The organism is Candidatus Zixiibacteriota bacterium (assembly GCA_036397555.1).
GTDB lineage: Bacteria > Zixibacteria > MSB-5A5 > WJJR01 > WJJR01 > DATKYL01.
Genome location: DASWIS010000031.1, coordinates 142,848 through 164,314 on the forward strand (window position 1 = coordinate 142,848; position 21,467 = coordinate 164,314).

General features: G+C 61.6%; 20 protein-coding genes, 1 tRNA gene and 1 other RNA gene. 17 read left to right on the forward strand and 5 right to left on the reverse strand.

Annotated features, from left to right (window positions below; genetic code table 11):
• Nucleotides 1-230: 230 nt before the first annotated feature.
• Genes VGB22_10045 through VGB22_10055 form a run of 3 tightly spaced genes read right to left on the reverse strand, consistent with a single transcriptional unit; the run spans nucleotide 231 to nucleotide 3,768 of the window.
• Nucleotides 231-1,118, reverse strand: a complete 888-nt coding sequence (locus tag VGB22_10045) for a hypothetical protein (protein HEX9751606.1) — start codon at nucleotides 1,116-1,118, stop codon at nucleotides 231-233.
• Entirely contained in the window at nucleotides 1,119-2,456 is a 1,338-nt protein-coding gene (locus VGB22_10050; GenBank protein HEX9751607.1) for a sigma-54 dependent transcriptional regulator, read from the reverse strand.
• Nucleotides 2,431-3,768, reverse strand: coding sequence for an ATP-binding protein (locus VGB22_10055; GenBank protein ID HEX9751608.1), 1,338 nt, complete (start codon nucleotides 3,766-3,768; stop codon nucleotides 2,431-2,433). Before VGB22_10055 ends, VGB22_10050 begins: the two co-directional genes overlap by 26 nt.
• Before the next feature lie 461 nt (nucleotides 3,769-4,229).
• Here VGB22_10055 and VGB22_10060 point away from each other — a divergent pair, with 461 nt between their 5' ends.
• The 12 genes from VGB22_10060 (at nucleotide 4,230) to VGB22_10115 (ending at nucleotide 16,567) form a co-directional block, all read left to right on the forward strand.
• Complete coding sequence (locus VGB22_10060; GenBank protein ID HEX9751609.1) at nucleotides 4,230-5,396, forward strand: hypothetical protein; 1,167 nt, start codon at nucleotides 4,230-4,232, stop codon at nucleotides 5,394-5,396.
• Between the two features lie 52 nt (nucleotides 5,397-5,448).
• Nucleotides 5,449-6,549 (forward strand): hypothetical protein, encoded by a 1,101-nt coding sequence (locus VGB22_10065; GenBank protein HEX9751610.1) that lies wholly within the window; start codon nucleotides 5,449-5,451, stop codon nucleotides 6,547-6,549.
• 77 nt (nucleotides 6,550-6,626) lie between these two features.
• A complete protein-coding gene (rarD, locus tag VGB22_10070; GenBank protein HEX9751611.1) occupies nucleotides 6,627-7,652 on the forward strand; it encodes an EamA family transporter RarD in 1,026 nt (341 codons plus the stop codon).
• The gene (gene queG / locus VGB22_10075) at nucleotides 7,649-8,704 is read left to right on the forward strand and encodes a tRNA epoxyqueuosine(34) reductase QueG (GenBank protein HEX9751612.1); all 1,056 of its coding nucleotides are present in this window, start codon (nucleotides 7,649-7,651) and stop codon (nucleotides 8,702-8,704) included. Before rarD ends, queG begins: the two co-directional genes overlap by 4 nt.
• 98 nt (nucleotides 8,705-8,802) lie before the next feature.
• Nucleotides 8,803-9,750, forward strand: a complete 948-nt coding sequence (locus VGB22_10080; protein HEX9751613.1) for a fructose-bisphosphate aldolase — start codon at nucleotides 8,803-8,805, stop codon at nucleotides 9,748-9,750.
• Nucleotides 9,751-9,786: 36 nt separating this feature from the next.
• Complete coding sequence (gene dxs / locus VGB22_10085; GenBank protein ID HEX9751614.1) at nucleotides 9,787-11,763, forward strand: 1-deoxy-D-xylulose-5-phosphate synthase; 1,977 nt, start codon at nucleotides 9,787-9,789, stop codon at nucleotides 11,761-11,763.
• Nucleotides 11,764-11,802: 39 nt separating this feature from the next.
• The gene (locus VGB22_10090) at nucleotides 11,803-12,681 is read left to right on the forward strand and encodes a 4-hydroxy-3-methylbut-2-enyl diphosphate reductase (protein ID HEX9751615.1); all 879 of its coding nucleotides are present in this window, start codon (nucleotides 11,803-11,805) and stop codon (nucleotides 12,679-12,681) included.
• A 196-nt stretch (nucleotides 12,682-12,877) separates the two neighbouring features.
• Nucleotides 12,878-14,080 carry a Re/Si-specific NAD(P)(+) transhydrogenase subunit alpha gene (locus VGB22_10095; GenBank protein HEX9751616.1) on the forward strand — a complete coding sequence of 401 codons (1,203 nt, stop codon included), beginning with the start codon at nucleotides 12,878-12,880 and terminating at the stop codon, nucleotides 14,078-14,080.
• Nucleotides 14,080-14,361, forward strand: coding sequence for an NAD(P) transhydrogenase subunit alpha (locus VGB22_10100; protein ID HEX9751617.1), 282 nt, complete (start codon nucleotides 14,080-14,082; stop codon nucleotides 14,359-14,361). The genes VGB22_10095 and VGB22_10100 overlap by 1 nt, the downstream gene beginning before the upstream one ends.
• A 3-nt stretch (nucleotides 14,362-14,364) precedes the next feature.
• Nucleotides 14,365-15,753 (forward strand): NAD(P)(+) transhydrogenase (Re/Si-specific) subunit beta, encoded by a 1,389-nt coding sequence (locus tag VGB22_10105; protein HEX9751618.1) that lies wholly within the window; start codon nucleotides 14,365-14,367, stop codon nucleotides 15,751-15,753.
• 134 nt (nucleotides 15,754-15,887) lie between these two features.
• Nucleotides 15,888-16,391: a peroxiredoxin gene (locus VGB22_10110; protein HEX9751619.1), complete on the forward strand. Its 504-nt coding sequence runs from the start codon at nucleotides 15,888-15,890 to the stop codon at nucleotides 16,389-16,391.
• Nucleotides 16,392-16,494: 103 nt separating this feature from the next.
• Nucleotides 16,495-16,567: transfer RNA gene (locus VGB22_10115), tRNA-Ala, on the forward strand.
• Nucleotides 16,568-16,721: 154 nt separating this feature from the next.
• On the opposite strand, the gene VGB22_10120 is transcribed toward VGB22_10115, so the two are convergent.
• Both VGB22_10120 and VGB22_10125 read right to left on the reverse strand, forming a co-directional pair.
• The gene (locus VGB22_10120; GenBank protein HEX9751620.1) at nucleotides 16,722-17,075 is read right to left on the reverse strand and encodes a hypothetical protein; all 354 of its coding nucleotides are present in this window, start codon (nucleotides 17,073-17,075) and stop codon (nucleotides 16,722-16,724) included.
• Between the two features lie 98 nt (nucleotides 17,076-17,173).
• Nucleotides 17,174-17,731, reverse strand: a complete 558-nt coding sequence (locus tag VGB22_10125) for a hypothetical protein (protein ID HEX9751621.1) — start codon at nucleotides 17,729-17,731, stop codon at nucleotides 17,174-17,176.
• 129 nt (nucleotides 17,732-17,860) lie between these two features.
• Here VGB22_10125 and ffs point away from each other — a divergent pair.
• From ffs to VGB22_10150, 5 genes are all read left to right on the forward strand, one after another.
• Nucleotides 17,861-18,127: signal recognition particle sRNA large type (gene ffs / locus VGB22_10130), an RNA gene on the forward strand.
• A gap of 25 nt (nucleotides 18,128-18,152) precedes the next feature.
• Nucleotides 18,153-19,847, forward strand: coding sequence for a DNA polymerase III subunit gamma/tau (gene dnaX, locus VGB22_10135; GenBank protein HEX9751622.1), 1,695 nt, complete (start codon nucleotides 18,153-18,155; stop codon nucleotides 19,845-19,847).
• Nucleotides 19,848-19,880: 33 nt separating this feature from the next.
• Nucleotides 19,881-20,192, forward strand: coding sequence for a YbaB/EbfC family nucleoid-associated protein (locus VGB22_10140; protein ID HEX9751623.1), 312 nt, complete (start codon nucleotides 19,881-19,883; stop codon nucleotides 20,190-20,192).
• Nucleotides 20,193-20,226: 34 nt separating this feature from the next.
• The gene (gene recR, locus VGB22_10145; GenBank protein ID HEX9751624.1) at nucleotides 20,227-20,826 is read left to right on the forward strand and encodes a recombination mediator RecR; all 600 of its coding nucleotides are present in this window, start codon (nucleotides 20,227-20,229) and stop codon (nucleotides 20,824-20,826) included.
• A 109-nt stretch (nucleotides 20,827-20,935) separates the two neighbouring features.
• Complete coding sequence (locus tag VGB22_10150) at nucleotides 20,936-21,466, forward strand: transposase (GenBank protein ID HEX9751625.1); 531 nt, start codon at nucleotides 20,936-20,938, stop codon at nucleotides 21,464-21,466.
• Nucleotide 21,467 lies beyond the last annotated feature (1 nt).

A 21,467-nucleotide genomic window follows, 5' to 3' on the forward strand; every position in this document is an offset into this window, starting at 1 on the left:
AATGAAATCCTCCGCAGAGCGGAGGATTTCATCACCCAGGTTTAAAGGAGGGATTGTATGCGGCTTGCCCTGAGGGCGTAGAAGCGAAGTTCGGTCTACATATTGCTGGCTCCGGTCGGACAGGGCACATGGCCCCGACCCGTCTCCTTGTGTCTCTGACTGACTGCAAACTAAAGGGTCTGCTCGGATGCGCAATAGCTTTTTTGAAGCCGCTGGCTGGCCCCCGACAGTTACAGGCCGTCTTCAATCTCGTCTAACAAGGCGTTGGCGCGCCGCACATGAAGCAACGCCCGCAGGAATCGGCCCGAACCCAGGGCATCGGCTGCCGTGTCGAGGTTGTTCCCGGCTTGGTCCAGCCCGACTTCGATGTCCGCTGAGCCGGGAGGGCCGACACGGGCGGCAATCGCCAGCCAGCGCTCCCGGGATTCCCCGATGAGTGCGGCCACCGCGTCGGCATTGATGGATTCATCGCCGGACAACAGCAGTTCACGCAACGCAGCGCGCGCATGCCGGAGATGATCGGACGCAGAACGCCAATCGCCGCTTTCCATGGCACGACGCGCCGCCGCGTGGGCGTCGCCCGCCCGCTTCAGCGTTTCCATCGCTCCGGCATCGGTCCGGTCGATCAGGGATTCCGAACGCGTAATCGCCGCGCCGATACGATCCGCCTGCCGATCAATCCGCAACGGCTCTTGTCCGCGATCGGGGCGGCGTCGCTCCATTCCCCGTGCGGGCAAACTCAGCAGGTCCCTGGCCGCGAGGGTTCGACGCAACGCGCGCAGTGGACTGTTGCCGCGGTAATCGTGCCATGCGTCGCCCTGCATCCGCTGCGCCTCGCGCACACGATTCTGCAGGAAGGGGACCGGCCGCCGCGTCACTCGGTCGGTCCATTGCCGGATCAACTGGTCTGTCGCGACCAGTTCATCGCGGACTGTGGCCAGATGCTCGCTGTCGGTAAGATCGGCGGAGCGGAGACTGTCCTGCGCGACAGCGACTGCTGCCCACAAGAGTCCGGTCAGCACGGCGATGGCACAAGACGGGATTATGAATCGGCCGGCGGCGTGGGTGAGCGGCCGTGTCCTGCCTGGCGGTGTGAATGCTGCCGGGTGGGATCGCATCTACTCCAGCCCATGCTTTCTCAGGCGCGCATACAGCACGCGCCGGGTGATTTTCAATGCGCGTGCCGCCCTGCTCTTGTTTCCGCCCGCCTCCCGCAGCGCCCGCTCGATCATCTGCCGCTCGGCCCCATCTAATCCGTCGGAAAGTTCCGCCGCCGGCGGCTCAGGATGCCGCACCGCCGATGGCTGGCGTTCGCTGAGATTCAGATCATCCGCTGTGATCGGCCCACCCGACGCGAGAATGGTCGCCCGCTCCAGGACATTGCGCAGTTCCCGCACATTCCCCGGCCAACTGTAGGTGCACAGTCGGTCGACAACACCCTCGGCCAGTGCCGTCTGGGGATAGCGAAACTTTCGCAGGAAATACGCCGCGATCGCCGGTATGTCCGCCGTCCGCTCCCGCAGCGGCGGGACATGGATCGGAAAGACATTGAGACGGAAAAACAAATCTTCCCGAAACTTTCCATCGGCGACCCGCACAGCCAGGTCGCGATTCGTCGCAGTCACGACACGCACATCGACTTTGATCGGATCGGCCGAGCCGACCCGGACGATTTCGCGCTCCTCCAACGCCCGCAAGAGCTTGGCCTGGAACGCGTCGGAGACTTCACTGATTTCATCGAGAAAGAGTGTGCCGCTGTCGGCCAGCTCGAAGCGTCCTGCGCGCTGACGAATCGCTCCGGTGAACGCGCCACGTTCGTGACCGAAAAACTCGCTCTCGGCCAAGGTCTCGCTGAGCGCCGCGCAATTGGTGGCGACAAACGGTCGCTGTGCCCGCCCCGACGCCCGGTGGATGGCGCGCGCCACCAATTCCTTGCCCGTCCCTGATTCCCCCGTAATCAACACCGTCGTCTCCGTCGGGGCGACGCGATCGATCAGCAGTCGCAAACGGCGCATCGGCGGCGAATCGCCGACCAAATCGTCATCCACGAGCGATGCGAGATCGCGCTGTAGCGATTCGACCCGCTCGCGCGTCCGTCGCTGCTCCTCCCAACGTTGCACCCAGAGCGACAGCTCATCCAAATCCAGCGGCTTCGACAGATAGTCGAGCGCCCCTGCCTTCATCGCCGCGACGGCCGACGATGTCGACCCGTGCGCCGTCAACACCACGACATCGGGCCGGGTGTCCATCCGACGGACCGATGTCAACAAGGCCATGCCGTCAACCGGCTCCATCCGCAGATCGGTGATGACCAGATCAAAGGAGCCCTTGCGGATGCGGTCGATCGCCGACGAGCCGTCGGTGACATACTCCGCCCGGTGGCCCAGATCGACCAGCGTGTCGGACAACAGCAGCCCGATGCGTTCTTCGTCATCGACGATCAGTATTCGGGACAACCTGTGCTCCTGCCTTTTGGAGTGATGGATCCGACGGCGCCTTCGGCCATGTCACGATAAACCGGGCGCCGCCGCCGGGATTGTCGATGACCGCCACGCTGCCGCCGTCTCGTTCGACCAGCGTCTTGACGGCATACAATCCCAACCCGCTGCCCCTGACCTTGGTCGTATAAAACGGCTCGAATACGCGTTCCCGCATTTTGTCCGGAATACCGGCGCCCGCATCGGCGACTTCGAGACTGAGGCGATCATCATGCGTCCGCTTCCACTCGATGGTCACCGATGATCCCTGCGGCGATGCATCGATGGCATTGCGGACGAGATTGATGATGACCTGACGCGGTGCCTCGGCATCGGCGAGGATCGGGCCGGTCTCCTCGATGCGCACATCGGGCGCGTGCGCGCCCGGATCGCTTCCATCGTAGGCGATGGCGATCCAGTCACGCAGGTGGTCGTGGACATCGATGGCCACCGGGCGCGGGGCGACCGGATCGGCGATCCCCAGGTAGCCGGTCAGGATGCGGTTGAGACGGTCGGTCTCCTCGGGAATGAAGTGCAGCAGCTCTCGCCGCTCCTCCGACGAGATCGCTCCCCGCGATTCGAGGCGTTCCAGTCGCTGCGCGGTCGCCTTGATGATCCCCAGCGGGTTTCGGATCTCGTGGGCGATGGTCGCCGCCAGTCGTCCCAGTCCGATCAGTTTTTCCGAGTGCAACAGATTGTGCTCCCACGCGCGTTCACGGGCGTTGTACCACCAGAATACCCCCGCCAGCGCGACGGCCAGCACCAGCGACAAAACGTGGATCAGCCAGCCGACCTGACTGAGTCGGGCCAATGGGGAAAAGTATTCCGCATCCGCCTCGATTCTCACGACAGCGACAACGACTCCGTCGGCTGGGTCGAAGATCGGCGCAAACGCGCTGCGATAGAAACTCTCACCCCAACTGTAGCTCTCCGAAACCCATGTCAATCCGGCCAGCAGCGGGCGACGTGCATCTTGATCGAGCAACGCACCGATGGCGCGAGACAATGAGTCACTGTCCGCTGCCAACAGATCGTTCCACGCCGTGTCGAGAATGGTCACGTCGACAAGGCGGTTCGCCAACGCATAGGCGCGCGCGGCATCCCAGAGGCGCAGAAACGCCTCCGGCGCAAAGTCGCGTCCCTCGGATGTCGCACCGGACAACAGGAGTGCATCGATCCCCTCGGCAAACGATTCCGCCAATCCGGCCAACTGCTCACTCATACTGTCATCGAGCGAACGACGAAGCTCCGAGAAGATCATGCGGTAGGCGATGTTGACGCCAAGCAGCATGACGATCACAGCGGAGGCGATGAGCCATCTTCTCCGCGAACGTCTGTTGGAAGGAGACTTCATTCTGTATTCAGCCGGCTCTACGACTCCCGGATCATGCCAATGTGCCCCGCTGTATTACCTAATCGGAACTAAAATGAACCGTACGGTACAATAGTGGGCCAGCAGTCTGGCGGCACCGTGTTAAGTGTACATCCCTCCGCCGTCGCCAAGCTGTTGGCGTACCGCGTGTTAGACATTCATCGTCCATGTCTCGCGACCGAATCACAATCTCTGGCAAGGCCATTGCAATTGTTCTGCCCGATGCTCTGCCACGACGACCACTGCCTGCTCCGGTACGCGTTGATCTTCTCGTCTATTGTGACGTTGAGTGAACCGGCCAGCGGACGGCAACCAGTGAGCGAGGACCGGGTTGGATTTGGCGATCAACTGGTATAATTCGGATGAACGGAGGATCTCTCATGAACAGACGCGCAAGGGCAGTATCCTGTGAACGGACTCCCTGGAGTATGTTGCTGCTGATCGCCCTCGGAATCGTGGCGGCGGGAGTATTGCTGGGATGTCAGGGATCGGATGGCGATGGGGCCACGGGATCGCTGCAACCGAACGCCGAATCCGCGGCCCGCTTCGGCGGATTCCGGATGGCGCCTCCATCTCTGGAGCAAGTGAAGTCGGCCGTCGCGCTCACCGAAGACCAGACCGCGAGGATGGCCGTGGCGCTCGGCGACTGGGATGAGGCAATTGCGCGCCGTCAGGAAGAAAGGCGGGCCTCACGCGCGGAGGACCAGCGTGGTCGCGCATGGCCTGGTGATCGCAGCTTCTCCCGGCAGCCGATGCCGCAATTCCTGTTGGCGGCGTCCGATGTTCTCACCGTCGAACAGTTCGTCGCGTTGACCGAACTGTTGGCGGCGCAAAAGGAAGATCGAGCGCAAACGCGCCGCAGCGCACTCGACAAAAAGCGGGATCGCATCCAACGATCGCAGGAGGATTCTCGACCGCGCGGCGAACGGATTCTCGGTGAGTTCTCCGAGACCCTGAATTTGAGCGAGATGCAGCAAAACGACATTGAACAGGCGTTCGCGGCGATGCGCGAGCAGATGCGCGCGCTGCGTGAAGCCCGCCGGTCCGACTGGCGCGATACGCGCGAAGAGTCCCGTACGACCCGCGAGGCGCTCGATGCGCGCATCCGCGAAATCCTCACCGATGAGCAGTATCGGCAATTGGAGGAATCACGATCACAACGCCGGGACGAGCGACGGCAACAAATCGAATCCTTCCGTCGGGACCGTCTCAGTGACCGCCTTGAGTTTCTCACCGAAATTCTGGATCTGAACACGGATCAATTGCAGCAGGTGCGTTCCATTCTCACGCGGGCCGATGCCGAACGCACCGGCCTCTGGCAGCCCGGTCGTGGGAAAGTTGACGATCGGGCGGTCAGGCGCGAGGCATTCGACGCCGTCCGCGACCGTGCCAATGAACAGATTCGCGACGTCCTCTCAGCCGAGCAGGAGGTGGTGTATCAGGCATTGAGAAACCTCGAACCGGAAGGCCGCGGGCCGCGCTTTCAGGGCGCACCGCAGGCCGCACCATCCGGGGGGAATGGCCGACAGACCGGCATGGTCGGCTGAGTGTCAAAGCCGTCACACCGGTCGAACTGATGATCCATTTCGGGAGATAAAAATGAAACGATGGACAGTTCAGACGCTCGTGGCTCCGTTGCTGTTCGGAGCCGTGCTCTTCGGTGGCTGTTCACAGCGCCCATCATCGGGAACAGCCATCGACGACGGCGCGCTGTCGCTCGAGGCGCCGTACGGCGGATACACGGCAACGAACGAATCGCCGCAATTCGGCGAGATGCTCTCCCCATCAGCATTTGAAGAGTCGGAACCGGCATTCGATGGACTGGTCGAGTCGGATGAGTGGGACCGCCTGAGTTCCGCCGCGGGCGCGACGGTTTATCTGGTCGCCGTGCGTTGGGGCATGCTGGATGGAGACTCCACCGTCACGATGGCGACTGACTGGTCCGGCTCGGCCGCCGTATCGCACGGCATCATCGGCGTCCGCCGATTGATCCGATTCGAACGCGCGCAGGACCATCTTCTTGGTCCACGCACCAGCCGGCAGTTGGTCGAGTGGGCGTCGCAGACGACTGTTCACTACGACGGCCTGCTCCTGACAATTGTTGATCCGCCCGCGACCAATGCCGACGTCGCCGACGACGAAGGCACATTGAGCATCTCGGCCGGAGAATACTCTCAGACATTTCTGTTTTCAGAGCTTGCCGAACTCGACTTGCTGGTCGATGTCGACAATCTCGGTAATCAGGTCTCCATCGAGTCACGTTCCGGCGCGGTGCATCGCTGCGGCGGCGGACCGACCAGCGGCGTCTGGGCGTTTGACGACGATCATGTCTCCGGCCACTTTCTCGGCGCCTGGATGTCCGCCGACGGTGCGGTCGCCGGTCACGTACGCGGACATTTCGGCGTGCACGGTGACGCGCAGTTGTTTTATGGCAAGATCATCGGACTTGATGGCGAGTTCCGTGGCTACCTCCGCGGTCACTGGTGGCGGGGCGATACCGATCGCCCCCACGGCGGATTCGAAGGAGAGTGGATCGCCGCTGACGGGCATCCCTTCGGCATCATTCGCGGGCGATGGCACGCGGGACGCAACAGCGATGACGCTGATTCCGATAACGACCGGCAGATGCATGGTTTCTTCGCCGGGTGGTGGGTCAAGTTCTGTCCCGAAGACCCGCCCGACAAACCCGACAGCCCGTAGTCTCGGCCTTACTGCATCAACCATAATCCATCCCGGTGAGCACGACCGCTCACCGGGTTTTCATTGTTTGAAAGCCCGTGAAGCGGCGGCCATTGTGGTGCTATAATCCCGTGACCGTCCGCATCTGCACGGTCGCCAAGCCCATGAATCGACTCGATACCCGTCCCGGAGTTCTGTGCGCGCTGGCTGCCTACATCGTGTGGGGCAGTATGCCCGCATTCTGGAAGCTGCTTGGGAGCGTGCCGGCCTCCGAAACGCTCGTGCATCGAATGGTTTGGTCGCTGGTGTTCTTGTCGGTATTGCTGGCGATGCAGGTTCGATGGCGTTGGATCGCCCGGCATCTGAGTCGTCCCCGAACACTTCTCGCGTCGTTGGCCGGAGCCGCCCTGTTGTCGATTAACTGGTATGTCTTCATCTGGGCGATGAACCATGGCTTTGTGCTGCAATCGAGTCTGGGATACTTCATCTGCCCCCTCGTCAGTGTGATGCTCGCCGCCGCTGTCCTCAGGGAGCGTCTGCGCTGGTGGCAGGGAGTGGCCGTTGCCATCGCGTTGCTGGCCGTCGGCTTCCTCTCTATTTCTCTTCGAGAGGTGCCGACGATCGCACTAATCCTGGCGACAACTTTTGCTCTGTACGGTCTCCTGCGCAAGATCAGCGCTCTGGAATCACTGGAAGGGCTTTGGACCGAGACAGTCTTTATGTTTGTTCCGGCGCTGGTCGCTCTCATGCTCATCCACAGCCGGGGATCGGGATCTTTCGTCACTCAAGGGGTTTGGATCAGCTCGTTGTTGGTATCGACCGGTGTCGTCACATCGCTCCCCTTGCTGCTGTTCGCACACGGCGCGCGTCGCGCGAGTCTCACCACGATCGGCATCCTCCAATACATCACGCCATCAGCGCATTTTCTTCTCGGCAAGTTTGTGTATCGCGAAACCTTCACCACGTACCACTGGATCGCCTTTGCCGCCGTCTGGGTCGCCGTGTCGATTTACGTGATTGAGGGCATGCTGCGGTCGCGCGCGAACCTCGGACATGCCGTCACGCCCTTTTCCGATCAAACGCAATCCCACGATCCCGCCGCTCAATCCGTAAGTAACGTGTGAGTGTTCCGGGCCAATTGTCGCCATTGCAACGGCGCACGCATCTTTCCTCGGCTGCCGTTGAGTTGGGATTCGATCTTTTCGGGGTTGCCGATGCGCGGCCCGTCGCCCAAGACCGCAGCCGCCTGCTGGCATGGCTTATGCAGGGCTTTCAGGCCGGCATGGGGTGGATGGCGCATGATCCCCAACGGCGCAGCGATGTCCAAAACGTCATGCCCGGTGCGCGGTCGGTCGTCTCCGTTGCCGTAAACTACTACCATCCGTGCAATGGCGACGAAACTGTCGGGGGCTGCAAGGTGTCGCGTTATGCCCGGGGGGAAGACTACCATCGTGTGCTGGGGGGGAAACTGCGCGAGCTGAAGCGGACTCTCGATGAACTGGCGCCCGGCTCCCAGTCGGTCACCTATGTGGACACCGGTCCGATCATGGAGAAGGCATGGGCCGAGCGCGCCGGACTGGGATGGATCGGCAAGAATGGGAATCTGATAACACGATCCCACGGCTCGTGGGTCTTCTTGGGCGAGATCATCACGACCGTCGAGCTGCCGCCGGACGAGCCGCATTTCGACTTTTGCGGCTCCTGCACACGTTGCATTGAGGCGTGCCCTACCGATGCCATTGTCGAACCGTACGTGGTCGACTCCAACCGCTGCATCTCGTACTGGACTATCGAACACCGGGGGGATTTCCCCGATGGCATCGCCGGCGAACTCGACGGATGGCTCTTCGGCTGCGACGTTTGCCAGGATGTCTGCCCCTGGAATCGGTTCAGCACCCCCACACGCGAGGAGGCGTTCTCGCCGCGCGTTGATTGCGTCAATCCGCCGGTTGGGCGATGGAGCCGGTTGTCGGCGGAAGAGTTCCGCGAGGAGTTCGCCAATTCCGCGATCCGTCGCTGCAAACCCGAAGGACTGAAGAGAAACATTCAAGCCGGTTGCAACGACCCACTCTCGAAAGTGTTGCAAGGCGTTGACACTAAACCCGAATCGGCGTCGTCGGGCATCGGACTGCCAATCGACCCTCTGTCCGACTCGCTTGGTCCGAAAAGCTCTTGACCTTCCCTCGCCTGCGCCCTATCTCAAAGCGGTTTATCGGATTGGGGCAGGGACATTTTGACTTTTCATTCCGACTCAATCGGTGGAGATCCACGACCATGGTTACTGTGACCATTCCTCGCAAATCCGCACCGGCGACCGAGCGCATCGCGCGCCCGTCGCTGTGGGACCTCGACATCTCAGCCGGGAAGAAAGCGCGGCTGTACCGCATGCTGTATCAGTTCGGCCCGCGCAACGGCACCTTCTTGTTTCTGCCGCTCGATCAGGGGCTCGAACACGGCCCGGTCGACTTCTTCGACAATCCCGATGCGCTCGATACCGATTACATCTTCCGCCTGGCCATTGCAGGAAACTACTCCGGTGTCGCCTGCCATGTCGGGCTGGCCGAGAAGTACTATCCGAAGTATGCCGGACGTGTCCCGCTGGTGTTAAAACTCAATGGACGGACGAATGTACCCTCGTCCGCCCAGGCGATTTCGACACTGACCGGCACAGTGCAGGATGCGATCCGTCTGGGGGCCGATGCGGTCGGCTACACGCTGTATCTCGGGTCGCCGCGTCAGGACGAAGACATCGCCCAACTGAACGAAGTGCGCTTCGATGCCGACGCGGCGGGCATGCCGCTGATTGTCTGGTCATACCCACGCGGCGAAGCGATCGAGAAGAAAGGCGGACGCGACTCGCTCTATGCCGTCGACTACGCCGCCCGCGTGGCCGAAGAACTCGGCGCCGACGTGGTGAAGATAAACCTGCCGAAGGGCACATCGCCCGATTCGCCCGCGCCCTATCCTGCGCTTGAAGCCGATGAATTCTCGATGGCGCGCCGCGTTGTGCGCTCGGCCGGTAAGTGCCTGGTGCTGTTTTCCGGCGGCTCCAGGGTCAGCGATGATGATCTGATCCACAAAGTCGACGTCTGCCTGAAAGCAGGCGGCACCGGCTTGATTTTCGGGCGCAATATGTGGCAGCGGCCGTGGGATGACGCCTTGTCCATCGGTACGCGGGTGCACGACATTCTCGGACGCTACGGGATCCCCGAGCGGTCCTGACGGGTAAACCCTGCAACCCCGGCCACGGACGGCACAGTGAGCGATACTCAGATCCCGCAGCTATTAGCAACGATCAAGTCGCCCGCCGATCTGCGCCGGATTCCCGAAGCTGAACTTCCACAACTCTGTTCTGAGATTCGCGAATACCTCGTCTCGGTCATCCGCGAAGTGGGCGGACACTTCGCCTCCTCTTTGGGCGCGGTCGAACTGACCGTGGCGCTGCACTACATTTACGACACGCCGCAGGACCGCATCGTCTGGGACATCGGGCATCAGGCGTACGTGCACAAGATGCTCACCGGACGCTGCGACCTGCTGCCGACCATCCGGCGCTACGAAGGCATGTCCGGGTTTCTTCAGCGCAAGGAGTCCGAGTATGACACCTTCGGCGCCGGGCACTCCTCGACGGCGATATCGGCGGCTCTGGGAATGGCGGTCGCCCGCGACCGCAAAGGGGAGGACCACGAAGTGGTCGCTATTGTCGGCGATGGCGGCATGACCGGCGGCTTGGCGTATGAGGGACTGAATAACGCGGGGGCCACCGGCACCGATATCACCGTCATCCTCAATGACAATCGCCACTCGATCTCGCCGAATGTCGGCGCCATGTCCCGCTACCTGGCGGAGATCATCACCGACCCACGTTACAACCGACTGCGCGAGGACATCTGGAAGGCGCTCGGCAAAGCGCCGTTCCATGAGACGCTGCAATCGCTGGCCAAGCGCCTCGACGAGTCGCTCAAGACATTCGTCTCGCCGGGGATGCTGTTTGAAGATTTGGGGTTCAAATACGTCGGCCCGATCGACGGAAACAACGTGCGCGATCTGTTGCCGATCTTGCGCAAGGCGAAATCGTTCAAAAAGCCGCTCTTGATCCATGTCGTGACGCGCAAGGGGTGCGGCTACGAACCCGCCGAACAGGATCCGGTCAAGTGGTACAGCGTCAAACCGGCGGCTCCGAAATCGCCCGCGGCTTCTGCCAGAAGAGTCTCGACCCCCCCGGCCTATACCGAAGTCTTCGGCGCATCGATGCTGCAATTGGCCGAACGCGACGACCGTGTCATGGCGGTTACGGCGGCGATGTCGATCGGCACCGGGCTGATCCCGTTCGCGGAGAAGTACCCGAAACGGTTATTCGATGTCGGTATTGCCGAAGGACATGCGGTCACGTTCGCGGCCGGGCTGGCCACCGAAGGGTTCCGTCCCGTATGCGCGATCTACTCGACGTTTCTGCAGCGTGCCTACGACAATCTGTTCCACGACGTGGCCATCCAGCAATTGCCGGTCATCTTCTGCCTGGACCGCGCCGGTGTCGCCGGCGAGGATGGGCCGACCCATCACGGGCTGGGCGATTTGGCCTACCTCTGCTGCATTCCAGAGTTGGTTGTTGCGGCGCCGAAAGATGGGAATGAGTTGCGCGATTTGATGTTCACGGCGCTGGCGTATGAGCACGGCCCCTTCGCGATTCGTTATCCGAAAGACAACGCGTGGCGGTATGATCCCGATGAGAGATATCATCCGATCCCGATCGGACAATGGGAACGGCTCTCAGAAGGCAGCGAACTGTGCATTCTTGCAGTCGGCACGATGGTCCGCACGGCGCTCGATGTGGCCGCACGGCTCGCCGCCGATGGCATCTCCTGTGAAATCATCAATGCGCGATTCGTCAAACCGCTCGACGACGAAGCACTCGACAGGATTGCGTCTCGGCACCGGCTCGTGGTCACGCTCGAGGAAGGGGTCCTCCGTGGCGGTTTCGGACAGGCGGTGACACTGGCCCTGATGCGCCGCCGCTGCGATGCCATCGTCGAGGCCATGGCGGTCGAGGACAAATTCGTCCCGCACGGCGCCCGTGCCATTCTTCTGGATTGGGCGGGACTTTCCGTCGCCCGCATTGAAAAGCGCATTCGCGCGCTGCTGGGTGATGCATCGGCGCATGCGCGGATCGAGACGAGTCGTCTGCGAAACCACGCTGTCTTAATGAACGATACGGGCGACCGACAAGTAGAGTAGATGGGATTACAAATCGATCCAGTCCGGAAAGCGACCACAATGCCTCTTAAGATCATCATCGACGAGAACGCCGGGCCGTGCGGCGGCGTCAAACGCGTCATCCGGCTGACCGAGAAGTCGATGTCTGAGGGATGGGACACAGTTTCATTGGGCAAGGTCATCCACAACCAGGTGGAGATCGACCGGCTCGAAGCGCTCGGGCTCTCCGAGGTCGATCACCGTGAGTTCGACCGCGTGGCCGATGGCGGGACCCGCCGCAAGGTGATTGTCCGCGCGCATGGCGAGCCGGAAGCGGTCTTCAAACGCGCCGAACAGCTCGGGGTCGAGGTCGTCGACGGCACCTGCCCGGTTGTCACCCGCTCACAACGTTATGCGCAAAAGTACCACATGGCGGGATACCAGGTGGCCATCATCGGCAAGCCCCGGCATGCCGAGGTCATAGGGATTCAGGGGTACTGCAACAACGAAGTCGTCGTCATCCACGATGAAGACGACATCGACGCGCTCGATCCCAAACGTCCGACCTATGTCATCGCCCAGACGACGATCTCGCACGAAATGTGGTGCACTCTGTTGGAGAAGATTCAACAGCGAGTCGCCGATGTGACCTCGCGCAATACGATCTGCTCCTTCGTGGCCGACCGCGAAAACGAGGTGCGGGAGTTTGCAACGACCTGCGACGTCGTCATCTTTGTCGGCGGGCGCAATTCTTCGAATACGAAAGTCCTCCACGATGTCTGCTGTGGCGTCAATCCCCGATCGTACTGGGTCGAGACCGCTGACGAAATCGAAGAGGAGTGGCTCGACGACGCTGAGACTGTCGGTGTCTCCGGCTCCGCCTCGACTCCGCAGTGGCTCTTGGAAAAGGTCGCCGAGGTACTGGCCAGACGCTTCGCCGAACGGTTGGCATCGGCCTGAGTATCGCGGACGGCTGATCTCAACGGCGGCCCCGGGTCGCCGTTTTCTTTGTCCCCCATACGGATGCGCGGTGTCAAATCCGCCAGCACAGTTGTTGACAGCCGATAGAGTCCCACATATCTTCCGCGCCCTGCCGGAGCCGTAACGGCACGCAATCGGGCGCCGCGCAAGCGGCGTGTCGGGCCCGGATCCCTTCATGGCTGAGACACCACAGACGTTGACCATCGGAATCGCACGCGAGCTGGCGGCGCACGAGAATCGGGTGGCGGTCGTGCCCGTGTCGCTGGCGGCATTTGCCAAAGCCGGTGTCGGCGCAATCGTCGAACAAGGAGCAGGCATCGCGGCCGGATACCCGGACGCGGACTATCGGGCAGCCAAAGCCGAGATCGTGTCCGACCGCAAGGCGGTATTCGCCGGGGCCGATATCGTCTGCCAGTTGCATGGATTGGGTGCCAATCCCACCGGCGCGCGCGTCGATCTCGACCTGGTCCGCAAGGGGCAAGTGTTGGTCGGCTTTCACGAGGCGCTGGCCGAACCGAAATCCGCACAGGAGTTGGCGGCCAAAGGCGTCACGATCCTTTCGATGGAACTGATGCCGCGCATCACGCGCGCCCAGAGCATGGACGCCATTTCCTCGATGGCGACCGTGGCCGGATACAAAGCCGTCCTGTTGGCCGCCGGAAAGCTGCCGCGCATGTTCCCGATGCTGATGACCGCCGCCGGTACCGTAGCGCCAGCGCGCGTGTTTGTGGTCGGCGCCGGCGTCGCCGGATTGCAGGCGATCGCCACCGCGCGACGGCTAGGCGCGGTCGTATCCGCCTACGACGTCCGTTCGGCCGTCAAGGAACAAGTCGAGAGTCTGGGCGCGAAGTTCGTCGAGATGGAGCTGGACGCCGGGGACGCCGAAGACCGTGGCGGCTACGCCAGAGAAATGGGTGAAGACTTCTACCGTCGTCAACGGGAGATGATGCTCAAGGCGGTGACGACCGCCGATGTCGTCATCACGACCGCTGCGATCCCCGGTAAAAAGGCGCCGGTCCTGATCACCGAGGAAATGGTACAGGCGACGCCCGCCGGCTCGGTCATCGTCGATCTGGCCGCCGAATCGGGCGGAAACTGCGCGCTCACCAAACCCGACGAGACCATCCACGTACACAACACCACGATCATCGGCGCGATGAATCTCGCATCAACCGTGCCGTATCATGCCAGCCAGATGTACTCGCGCAACATTCAGACATTCCTGCTGCACTTGCTCAAAGACGGCAGACTCAATTTCGATTCCGGCGATGAGATTGTCGCCGGGACGTTGGTCGCGCGCGACGGTCAGATCGTCCATCCCAAGGTCAAAGAAAAACTTGGACACAGCACGGCGATCCTCAGCGGGGGAGGGGCCTGATGGAAATCTTCGTGGTCGCATTGACAATCTTTGTGCTGGCGATTTTTGTCGGCTTCGAGGTCATCACCAAAGTGCCGCCGACATTGCACACGCCGTTGATGTCGGGCTCCAATGCGATTTCCGGGATCACGCTGATCGGGGCGTTGCTGTCGGCCGGGACCAAACATTCCACACTCACTGCCGTGCTCGGTCTGGCCGCGGTCATTTTTGCCACTATCAACGTGGTCGGCGGGTTCATGGTGACCCATCGCATGCTGCGCATGTTTCGCAAGAGGGGCTGACCGGTGCCGGGCTTCATCATCAATCTGGCGTATGTCGTCGCGTCGGTCCTGTTCATTCTGGGACTGAAGGGGCTGACACATCCGCGAACGGCGGTGCGCGGGAATGTCCTGGGTGCGCTCGGAATGTTTCTCGCGGTCCTGGTGACGCTCGCCGACCGCAACATCATCGGCTTCGAATTGATCTTCATCGGCATCGTGGTCGGTTCCGGGATCGGCGCACTGCTGGCGACCCGGATTCAGATGACCGCCATGCCGCAGATGGTTGGGCTGCTCAACGGCTTCGGCGGCGCGGCATCGGTACTGGTCGCGGGCGCGGCGCTGATTGAGGCGGTGATCACGCCCGGCCCGCCGTCGATGCAGACCACCATCGCCACCGCCGCCTCCGGGCTGATCGGCGCCGTAACATTCTGGGGCAGCATGATCGCCTTCGGCAAGCTGCAAGGGATCGTGTCCGAGAAGTCGATCACGCTCCCCGGACACCAGGTTGTCAACGCGCTCCTGTTTGTCGTGTGCATTGCGGTCGGCGTGCTGATCGCCGTGGATCCAGGGAACCAGTACTACTACTGGGCATTGGTGGGAGTCGCCTCGATCTTCGGCCTGACGCTCGTGCTGCCCGTCGGCGGTGCAGATATGCCGGTCGTGATCGCTCTGTTGAACTCGTATTCGGGGATCGCCGCCTCGGCCACCGGGTTTGTCATCAACAACAACGTGCTCATCATCTCCGGCTCGCTGGTCGGCGCATCGGGCATCATTCTCACGCAGATCATGTGCAAGGCGATGAACCGTTCGCTGGTCAATGTCATGGTCGGCGGCGGCACCGCATCGGGACCGGTCGCGAAGTCCGCTGAAATCTACGAGGGCAAAATCAAGGCGACCTCGGCCGAAGAACTGGCGATGCTCTTCGATGGCGCCCAACGGGTCGTGGTTGTACCGGGATACGGCCTCGCCGTGTCGCAGGCGCAGCACGCGGTCCGCGACTTGGCGAATTTGCTGGAAGCGAAGGGCACGACGGTCGAATACGCAATCCATCCGGTCGCCGGCCGCATGCCGGGGCACATGAATGTGTTGTTGGCCGAAGCCGACATTCCCTATGACAAGCTCAAGGAAATGGACGAGATCAATCCCACCTTCGCCCAGACCGACGTCGCATTAGTCATCGGCGCCAATGACGTGGTCAACCCCGTCGCCCGCACCGATCCCAAATCGCCGATTGCCGGCATGCCGATCCTCGATGTCGACAAGGCGCACACTGTCGTTGTCATCAAACGCAGTCTCGCGCCCGGATTCGCGGGCATCCCCAACCCGCTCTTCGCCGCCGACAACTGCCTGATGTTCTTCGCCGACGCCAAGAAGGCGCTCTTAGAGACGATCGCAGCGGTGAAGGAAAGTTAGTTTCAGAACAGGAACAGCGCACCATCACTCCTGGCGCTCCGCGTACCCCAAGCGACGGGTCGATACAAACTCACTGGGCACGACCCCGTATCAATTCCATGCGCGTCGCAAGCACGTTAATCGGAGGAATGCTGATGGCCACTGCCGTAACTGCCCACGCTGCCGACACTCTGAAAGTCGGCGCCGCCGCGCCCGACTTCACGCTCCCCTACGCGACCAAAGACACCATCGCGCAGGAGCCGTTGACGCTCTCGTTGGAGGCGAAGAAGGGGCCAATCCTCTTAGCGTTCTATCCTGCCGACTGGAGCGGCGGCTGCACCAGGGAACTCTGTTCGTTCCGCGATGACTTCGGGCAGTTCGCCGAACTCGGCGTCCGCATTTGGGGAATTTCCGGCGACTATGTTTACTCGCATCACGAGTGGGCCAAGCACCACAATCTGCCGTTTGAATTGCTCGCCGATCACGACCACACGGTCGGCAAGCTCTACAACTCCTACAATCCCGAGTACGGCCAGAACCGGCGCGCAGTCTACGTCATCGGCTCCGATGGCAAGATCGCCTTCGCCAAGCCCGTCTACAGTGTCCGGACTCCCGATGACTATGAGGAACTGAAGAAGGCACTCGCCGCGCTCAAGTAGGGTGTGCTCGGCCTACAATCACAGTCTGTGTCGCGGCGCTTGATCGTCTGTGTCCCACGTCGGTATATTCACCAGGGAACGCGACTCTGACTCGGCGACAGATGGGGCAGTAGCTCAGCTGGGAGAGCGGTACGTTCGCAACGTACAGGTCGGCGGTTCGATCCCGCTCTGCTCCATTTTGACTTGCCCGCCTCAGGTGGGACATACGAGGCCATCATCCGATGGTCCCGTTTTTTTGCCTCCATCGAACAAAACAAGGGCCGGAGAATGAACCTCCGGCCCTTGCCGCAGATCCCCCCGCTTTGGGGGAGTTCCTGCTCGACGACTCAGCTACTTCGCCGCGGGCTGTGAGACTGCGACCTGCACGGCATCCGCAGATGATCCCGCTTTGGTCTTCTCGCAGCAGACCACCGCACAGGTCTGCGTCTTGGCTTCAGTGCTCGGTGCAACGGCAGCCGCTGTCTTCGTCACCGCACACTTTTCCCTGCAATCGTCCGGACAGGGTAAAGGGCAAGGGTCGGGACAAGGCACGGGGCATTCCATCAGGCACGTTTGCGCGCATGCCTCGCTGGACTTGACCATCTTGCAGGACGCTGGATTGCCGGCCGCGACCACCGCCGTTGCGATGAACAAGAGCGCGACCAGCGCGATTCCGGTCGCGATGAAAGTCAGATTCTTCCGCATGTTGTTTCTCCTTTTGATCCACGTGTCGATCGTAGTCATCTGAAGTGCGTCCACAGACGACAGCTCTGTACAACCAGTTTGTCGGGAGAAACTGAATCTCAAATCAGGAAAGAGCAGACACGAATGCAGATGTCTCGTCCCGATTCCGAAAGAATCGGCTCGGTCGGCCGATGGTCATGACTACTTCGTCGCAGCGCGTTGGCAAACTGCAATTGCTCGCTGCTGCTCGAGTTCGGAGTGGTTGGATCCCTGTCCGGTCGTTCGGCAATGCTGGGGATTCGCTCGGCCAGCACACGTCCCGGCAGGCAGATCCAGCATTCATCCCACCCAAACGGGCACCCGTTTTCGTCGAGAGGGCAACCGTCCGTATCGGTATTACAGGCATCAGCAGGCAAACACGCGACATCCGCAAGACTGCAGCCGCCCTGAGGTTCCGGGGTGCGCTCAGCGGCTGTCGCACAACATCCGATCTCCTCGACCACGCACTCAACGACACCGCCCAGCGACGGGCCGCAGACGCACATCATTTCCACCATGTCGCCGCTTCCGGGCATGGGGCATCGCGCACGGCACAGCACAAACGGACCCGGCGCGGTCTGAAAGGCAATCACGATCAGCCCGACCGTTGCCGCCAGCGCCGCACGAATGAGTCGCATGATCTGCTTATACGTCTTCGGGATACCCATGTGTCAAGAAAATGATGCGAGCAACTGTCAACTATTAGGAAACGTATCCGGATCGTGGCTTGTTCCTGATTTGGGCCAAGTGTATACTCCCAAACGGGTTCGTGCTAGGTGGGGAGCCAGCGGTGCCCTGTACCCGGAATCCGCTATACCGGGACCGAAGACCGCTTGAGGCCTCGAGGTTGCCGTGGAAACCGGTCGGATGAGTCGATGTTGAGGGTCGGGTCTTGCGCAACGGCCGGGCGCCGAACCCCGTCAGGACCGGAAGGTAGCAGCGGTAAGCGTATTCGTTCGTGTGCCGCAAGGTTGCCCGGCCGGAGTCGGCCGTTCGACCGCTCCCGGTCGCCGGGGTCGACAGCGGGTGCACGAACCCATTTTTATTGCGAGCATCACCATGTCCGAGTATGAGGCATTAGCCCGACGGTATCGTCCGCAGACCTTCGACGACGTCTTATCACAGCCGCAGGTCACCCAGACGCTGAAAAACGCGATCGGGATGGGACGCATCCATCATGCGTATCTGTTCTGCGGTCCGCGCGGGACCGGCAAGACCACCACCGCGCGCATTCTCGCCAAGGCGCTCAACTGCGAACAGGGGCCGACTGCGACACCGTGCAACGCATGTCCGTCGTGTGTCGGTATCACCAATGGGTCGCACATCGACGTGCGCGAGATCGATGCCGCCTCGCACACCGGTGTCGATGACATCCGCGAGTTGCGCGATTCGACGCAGTATGTCCCGGCCATGTCGCGATTTAAGATCTACATCATCGACGAAATCCATCGCCTGTCGCCCAACGCCAAGGATGCGCTGCTCAAGACGCTCGAAGAGCCACCGCCGTCGGTGAAATTCATCTTCGCGACGACCGAGCCGCACGAGGTCCCGGCGACGATCCGTTCACGCGCGCTGCGTTTCGATTTCCATCTCGTGACGCACGATGTATTGCGCGATCAACTGCGACGGATCGCCGGGCAGGAGGGATTGTCGATCGACGCCGATTCGCTGGACATCATCGCCGCCGAAGCGGCCGGTTCGGTGCGCGATTCCCAGTCTCTGCTCGATCAGATCGCTTCGTATGCCGATGGCGCGATCACCGCGCCGATCACCAACGAGGCGCTCGGGCTGGTCGACACCGAAGCGCTCTTCGCCTTCAGCGATGCGGTCGCCGCGTCCGATCCGGCGGGCGCGATCGACGTTGTCGGCCGTGTCTCACGCGGCGGCCGCGACTACGGGCAATTCGTGCGCCAACTCAATGAACATTTTAAGCGCCTTCTGTTTGCGCGCACCTTGCGTGAACGCTTCGCCGACCCGGGGCTGGGCGAAGAGACGCGAACGCGATACGCCGAATCAGCGAAGATACTCAGCGAGAATGACTGGCTGCGCGCCTTGCTGATGTCGGTTGAAACGGGGCGTTCGCTCCGCTATTCCCCGCAGCCGCGTCTGGAGATGGAATTGTTTGCGTTGCGCGTTTCGCAAATGGACCGGTCGGTCGACATCAAATCGCTGTTGGATCGCATTGGGCGACAAATCGGTGCGCCCGATCTGTTCGGTTCGTCGCCGTCGACACCGCGCCCCAATGGTCCGACGCCGGCGACGCCACCGAATCCGGCTCCGATGCAACGCCCCACCGTGCCCGCGCCACGCATGGAGACGCGACCGACGCCGGCGCCGGAACCTTCGGATGCGTATCACGGCAGCAACGGGCGCCTGGATTTCGAGCCGATCCTGCATGAAATCTGCCGTCACCGTCCGACGCTGCGCGCCATTCTCGGAGCAGCGGAGTTGATGCGCACTGAGGGCGGTGTCGAATTGAACGTGTACAACGGTTCGACGTTTCACCAGCGTCAGTTGGGACAAAAACCGGTGCGTGACTTGATCCACACCGAGATCGCGCGCGCTCTGGGCGAGGGCATCAAAGTCGTCGTCCACGTCAAAGAGGGCCCGTCCCCGCATTCCGGACTCGCGGACGACGCTGCGACCGCGGGACCGACGACGCCGGACGATCCGGCCCGGTTGCGCCGGGACACCGAAAACGAGCACCTCTTGCAGGAGATCATTCGCCGTTTCGACGGCGAAATCGTCGAATAACGCTCACGCCGACCCTGGGGAGTGACAATGGACATGAAGGGCATGGACAAGCTGTTGAAGCAGGTGCAGAAGATGCAGGCCGAGATGGAAAAAATTCAGGCCGATCTGGAGGATGAAACGGTTGAGGGCACCGCGGGCGGCAACATGGTGCGCGTGGCCATGAACGGCAGACGCGAAGTCCTCGAAGTCAAGATCGATCCGGAGGTCGTCGACCGCGACGACGTAGAAATGCTCGAAGAACTAATCGTGGCGGCGGTCAATCAGGCGCATCAAAAGGCGGTGGCATTGCAGACCGAGAGCATGTCGAAGCTCGCGGGCGGCCTGCCGTTGCCGGGCATGATGTAGCATATCCGTACCACCGCAGGGGGGCAGGCAATCCATGGCCAACACATCGGCGACGCTCGAACAACTGATCGACCAGTTCGCCAAACTGCCGGGGATCGGCAAGAAGACGGCGTACCGTTTGGCCTACCATGTGCTGAATGTGCCCTCCGATCAGGCGAAGGCGCTGGCGCTGGCGATCGTCGCGGTCAAAGAGAAAATCCGCTTCTGCTCGGTCTGTTTCAATGTCACCGATGATGACCCCTGCCCGATCTGCCGCGCCGCCGACCGTGATCACGCGGTCGTTTGTGTCGTTGAGGAGCCGCACGATGTCCTCGCCTTCGAACGTGCGGGAACATACCGTGGGTTGTATCATGTCCTGGGCGGCGTGTTCGCTCCCTTAGACGGCGTCGGTCCTGAAGAACTGAAGATCAGCGAACTCGTGGCGCGCATCAAAGGCGACGGCATCGCCGAGGTGATTGTCGCGACCAACCCCACGTCAGAGGGAGAAACCACGGCGAACTATCTTGCCAAAGTGCTCAAGCCGCTGGGTGTCTCGGTCACGCGCATCGCGCGCGGCCTGCCGATGGGCGGCGATGTCGAGTATGCCGACGCCAACACAGTAATCCGGGCACTGGAAGGACGAACGGAGTTTTGAAATGCAGGCGTTAAGCCACTCGTTTTGCGCACGGTGTCAGTAGCAGGGCTAAGATAGCTCATTAACTGTGATCCCCGGGCGTCCTCGCCCGGGGCAGACTGATTCGAACATGGGGACCCGCGGCCGCGACAATCTGAATGACTCAAAGCTCTTCTTCGTCACGACGACGCTGAAGCGGCACGAGAGGTTGTTTGCGACTGCGACGATCCGAAACGAAGCCGCGAGCATGCTGTTCCGTGTTGCCCGGGCAAACCAGACGACGCTGATGGCGTATTGCATGATGCCAAGTCACATTCACTTGATCGCTGGCCACCCCGATGGCGGCTCCGGCATCTCACGATTCTTGCAGTCGTACAAGTCACTCGTGTCTCATATACTATTCCGTGAGCGGCACGGTGTCTGGACGCCCCGGTTTGATGACGTCGTCATCGCATCAGAAAGTTTATTCCTGGCAAAGTTGAATTACATCCACGAGAATCCGGTTCGCGCCGGACTGGCCATCAGGGCAACCGACTGGCGATGGTCCAGCGCGCGCTTCTGGTACCTTGACGAGCCGTCTGATGCACTATCGAAGTCCTTCGGAGAGGACGAACCGGCCGGGGGCGCCAGGCGGGGACGCCTGGCGGGCACACAATACTAAT

What these genes read in the sequence shown, in the direction of transcription:
- VGB22_10150 (HEX9751625.1), top strand. Translation starts at nt 20,936, where the DNA reads ATGGGGACCCGCGGCCGCGACAATCTGAATGACTCAAAGCTCTTCTTC.
- VGB22_10045 (HEX9751606.1), bottom strand. Translation starts at nt 1,118, where the DNA reads ATGCGATCCCACCCGGCAGCATTCACACCGCCAGGCAGGACACGGCCG.
- VGB22_10080 (HEX9751613.1), top strand. Translation starts at nt 8,803, where the DNA reads ATGGTTACTGTGACCATTCCTCGCAAATCCGCACCGGCGACCGAGCGC.
- VGB22_10100 (HEX9751617.1), top strand. Translation starts at nt 14,080, where the DNA reads ATGGAAATCTTCGTGGTCGCATTGACAATCTTTGTGCTGGCGATTTTT.
- VGB22_10140 (HEX9751623.1), top strand. Translation starts at nt 19,881, where the DNA reads ATGAAGGGCATGGACAAGCTGTTGAAGCAGGTGCAGAAGATGCAGGCC.
- recR (HEX9751624.1), top strand. Translation starts at nt 20,227, where the DNA reads ATGGCCAACACATCGGCGACGCTCGAACAACTGATCGACCAGTTCGCC.
- dnaX (HEX9751622.1), top strand. Translation starts at nt 18,153, where the DNA reads ATGTCCGAGTATGAGGCATTAGCCCGACGGTATCGTCCGCAGACCTTC.
- VGB22_10095 (HEX9751616.1), top strand. Translation starts at nt 12,878, where the DNA reads ATGGCTGAGACACCACAGACGTTGACCATCGGAATCGCACGCGAGCTG.
- VGB22_10060 (HEX9751609.1), top strand. Translation starts at nt 4,230, where the DNA reads ATGAACAGACGCGCAAGGGCAGTATCCTGTGAACGGACTCCCTGGAGT.
- VGB22_10120 (HEX9751620.1), bottom strand. Translation starts at nt 17,075, where the DNA reads ATGCGGAAGAATCTGACTTTCATCGCGACCGGAATCGCGCTGGTCGCG.
- VGB22_10055 (HEX9751608.1), bottom strand. Translation starts at nt 3,768, where the DNA reads ATGCTGCTTGGCGTCAACATCGCCTACCGCATGATCTTCTCGGAGCTT.
- VGB22_10090 (HEX9751615.1), top strand. Translation starts at nt 11,803, where the DNA reads ATGCCTCTTAAGATCATCATCGACGAGAACGCCGGGCCGTGCGGCGGC.
- VGB22_10065 (HEX9751610.1), top strand. Translation starts at nt 5,449, where the DNA reads ATGAAACGATGGACAGTTCAGACGCTCGTGGCTCCGTTGCTGTTCGGA.
- VGB22_10110 (HEX9751619.1), top strand. Translation starts at nt 15,888, where the DNA reads ATGGCCACTGCCGTAACTGCCCACGCTGCCGACACTCTGAAAGTCGGC.
- VGB22_10125 (HEX9751621.1), bottom strand. Translation starts at nt 17,731, where the DNA reads ATGCGACTCATTCGTGCGGCGCTGGCGGCAACGGTCGGGCTGATCGTG.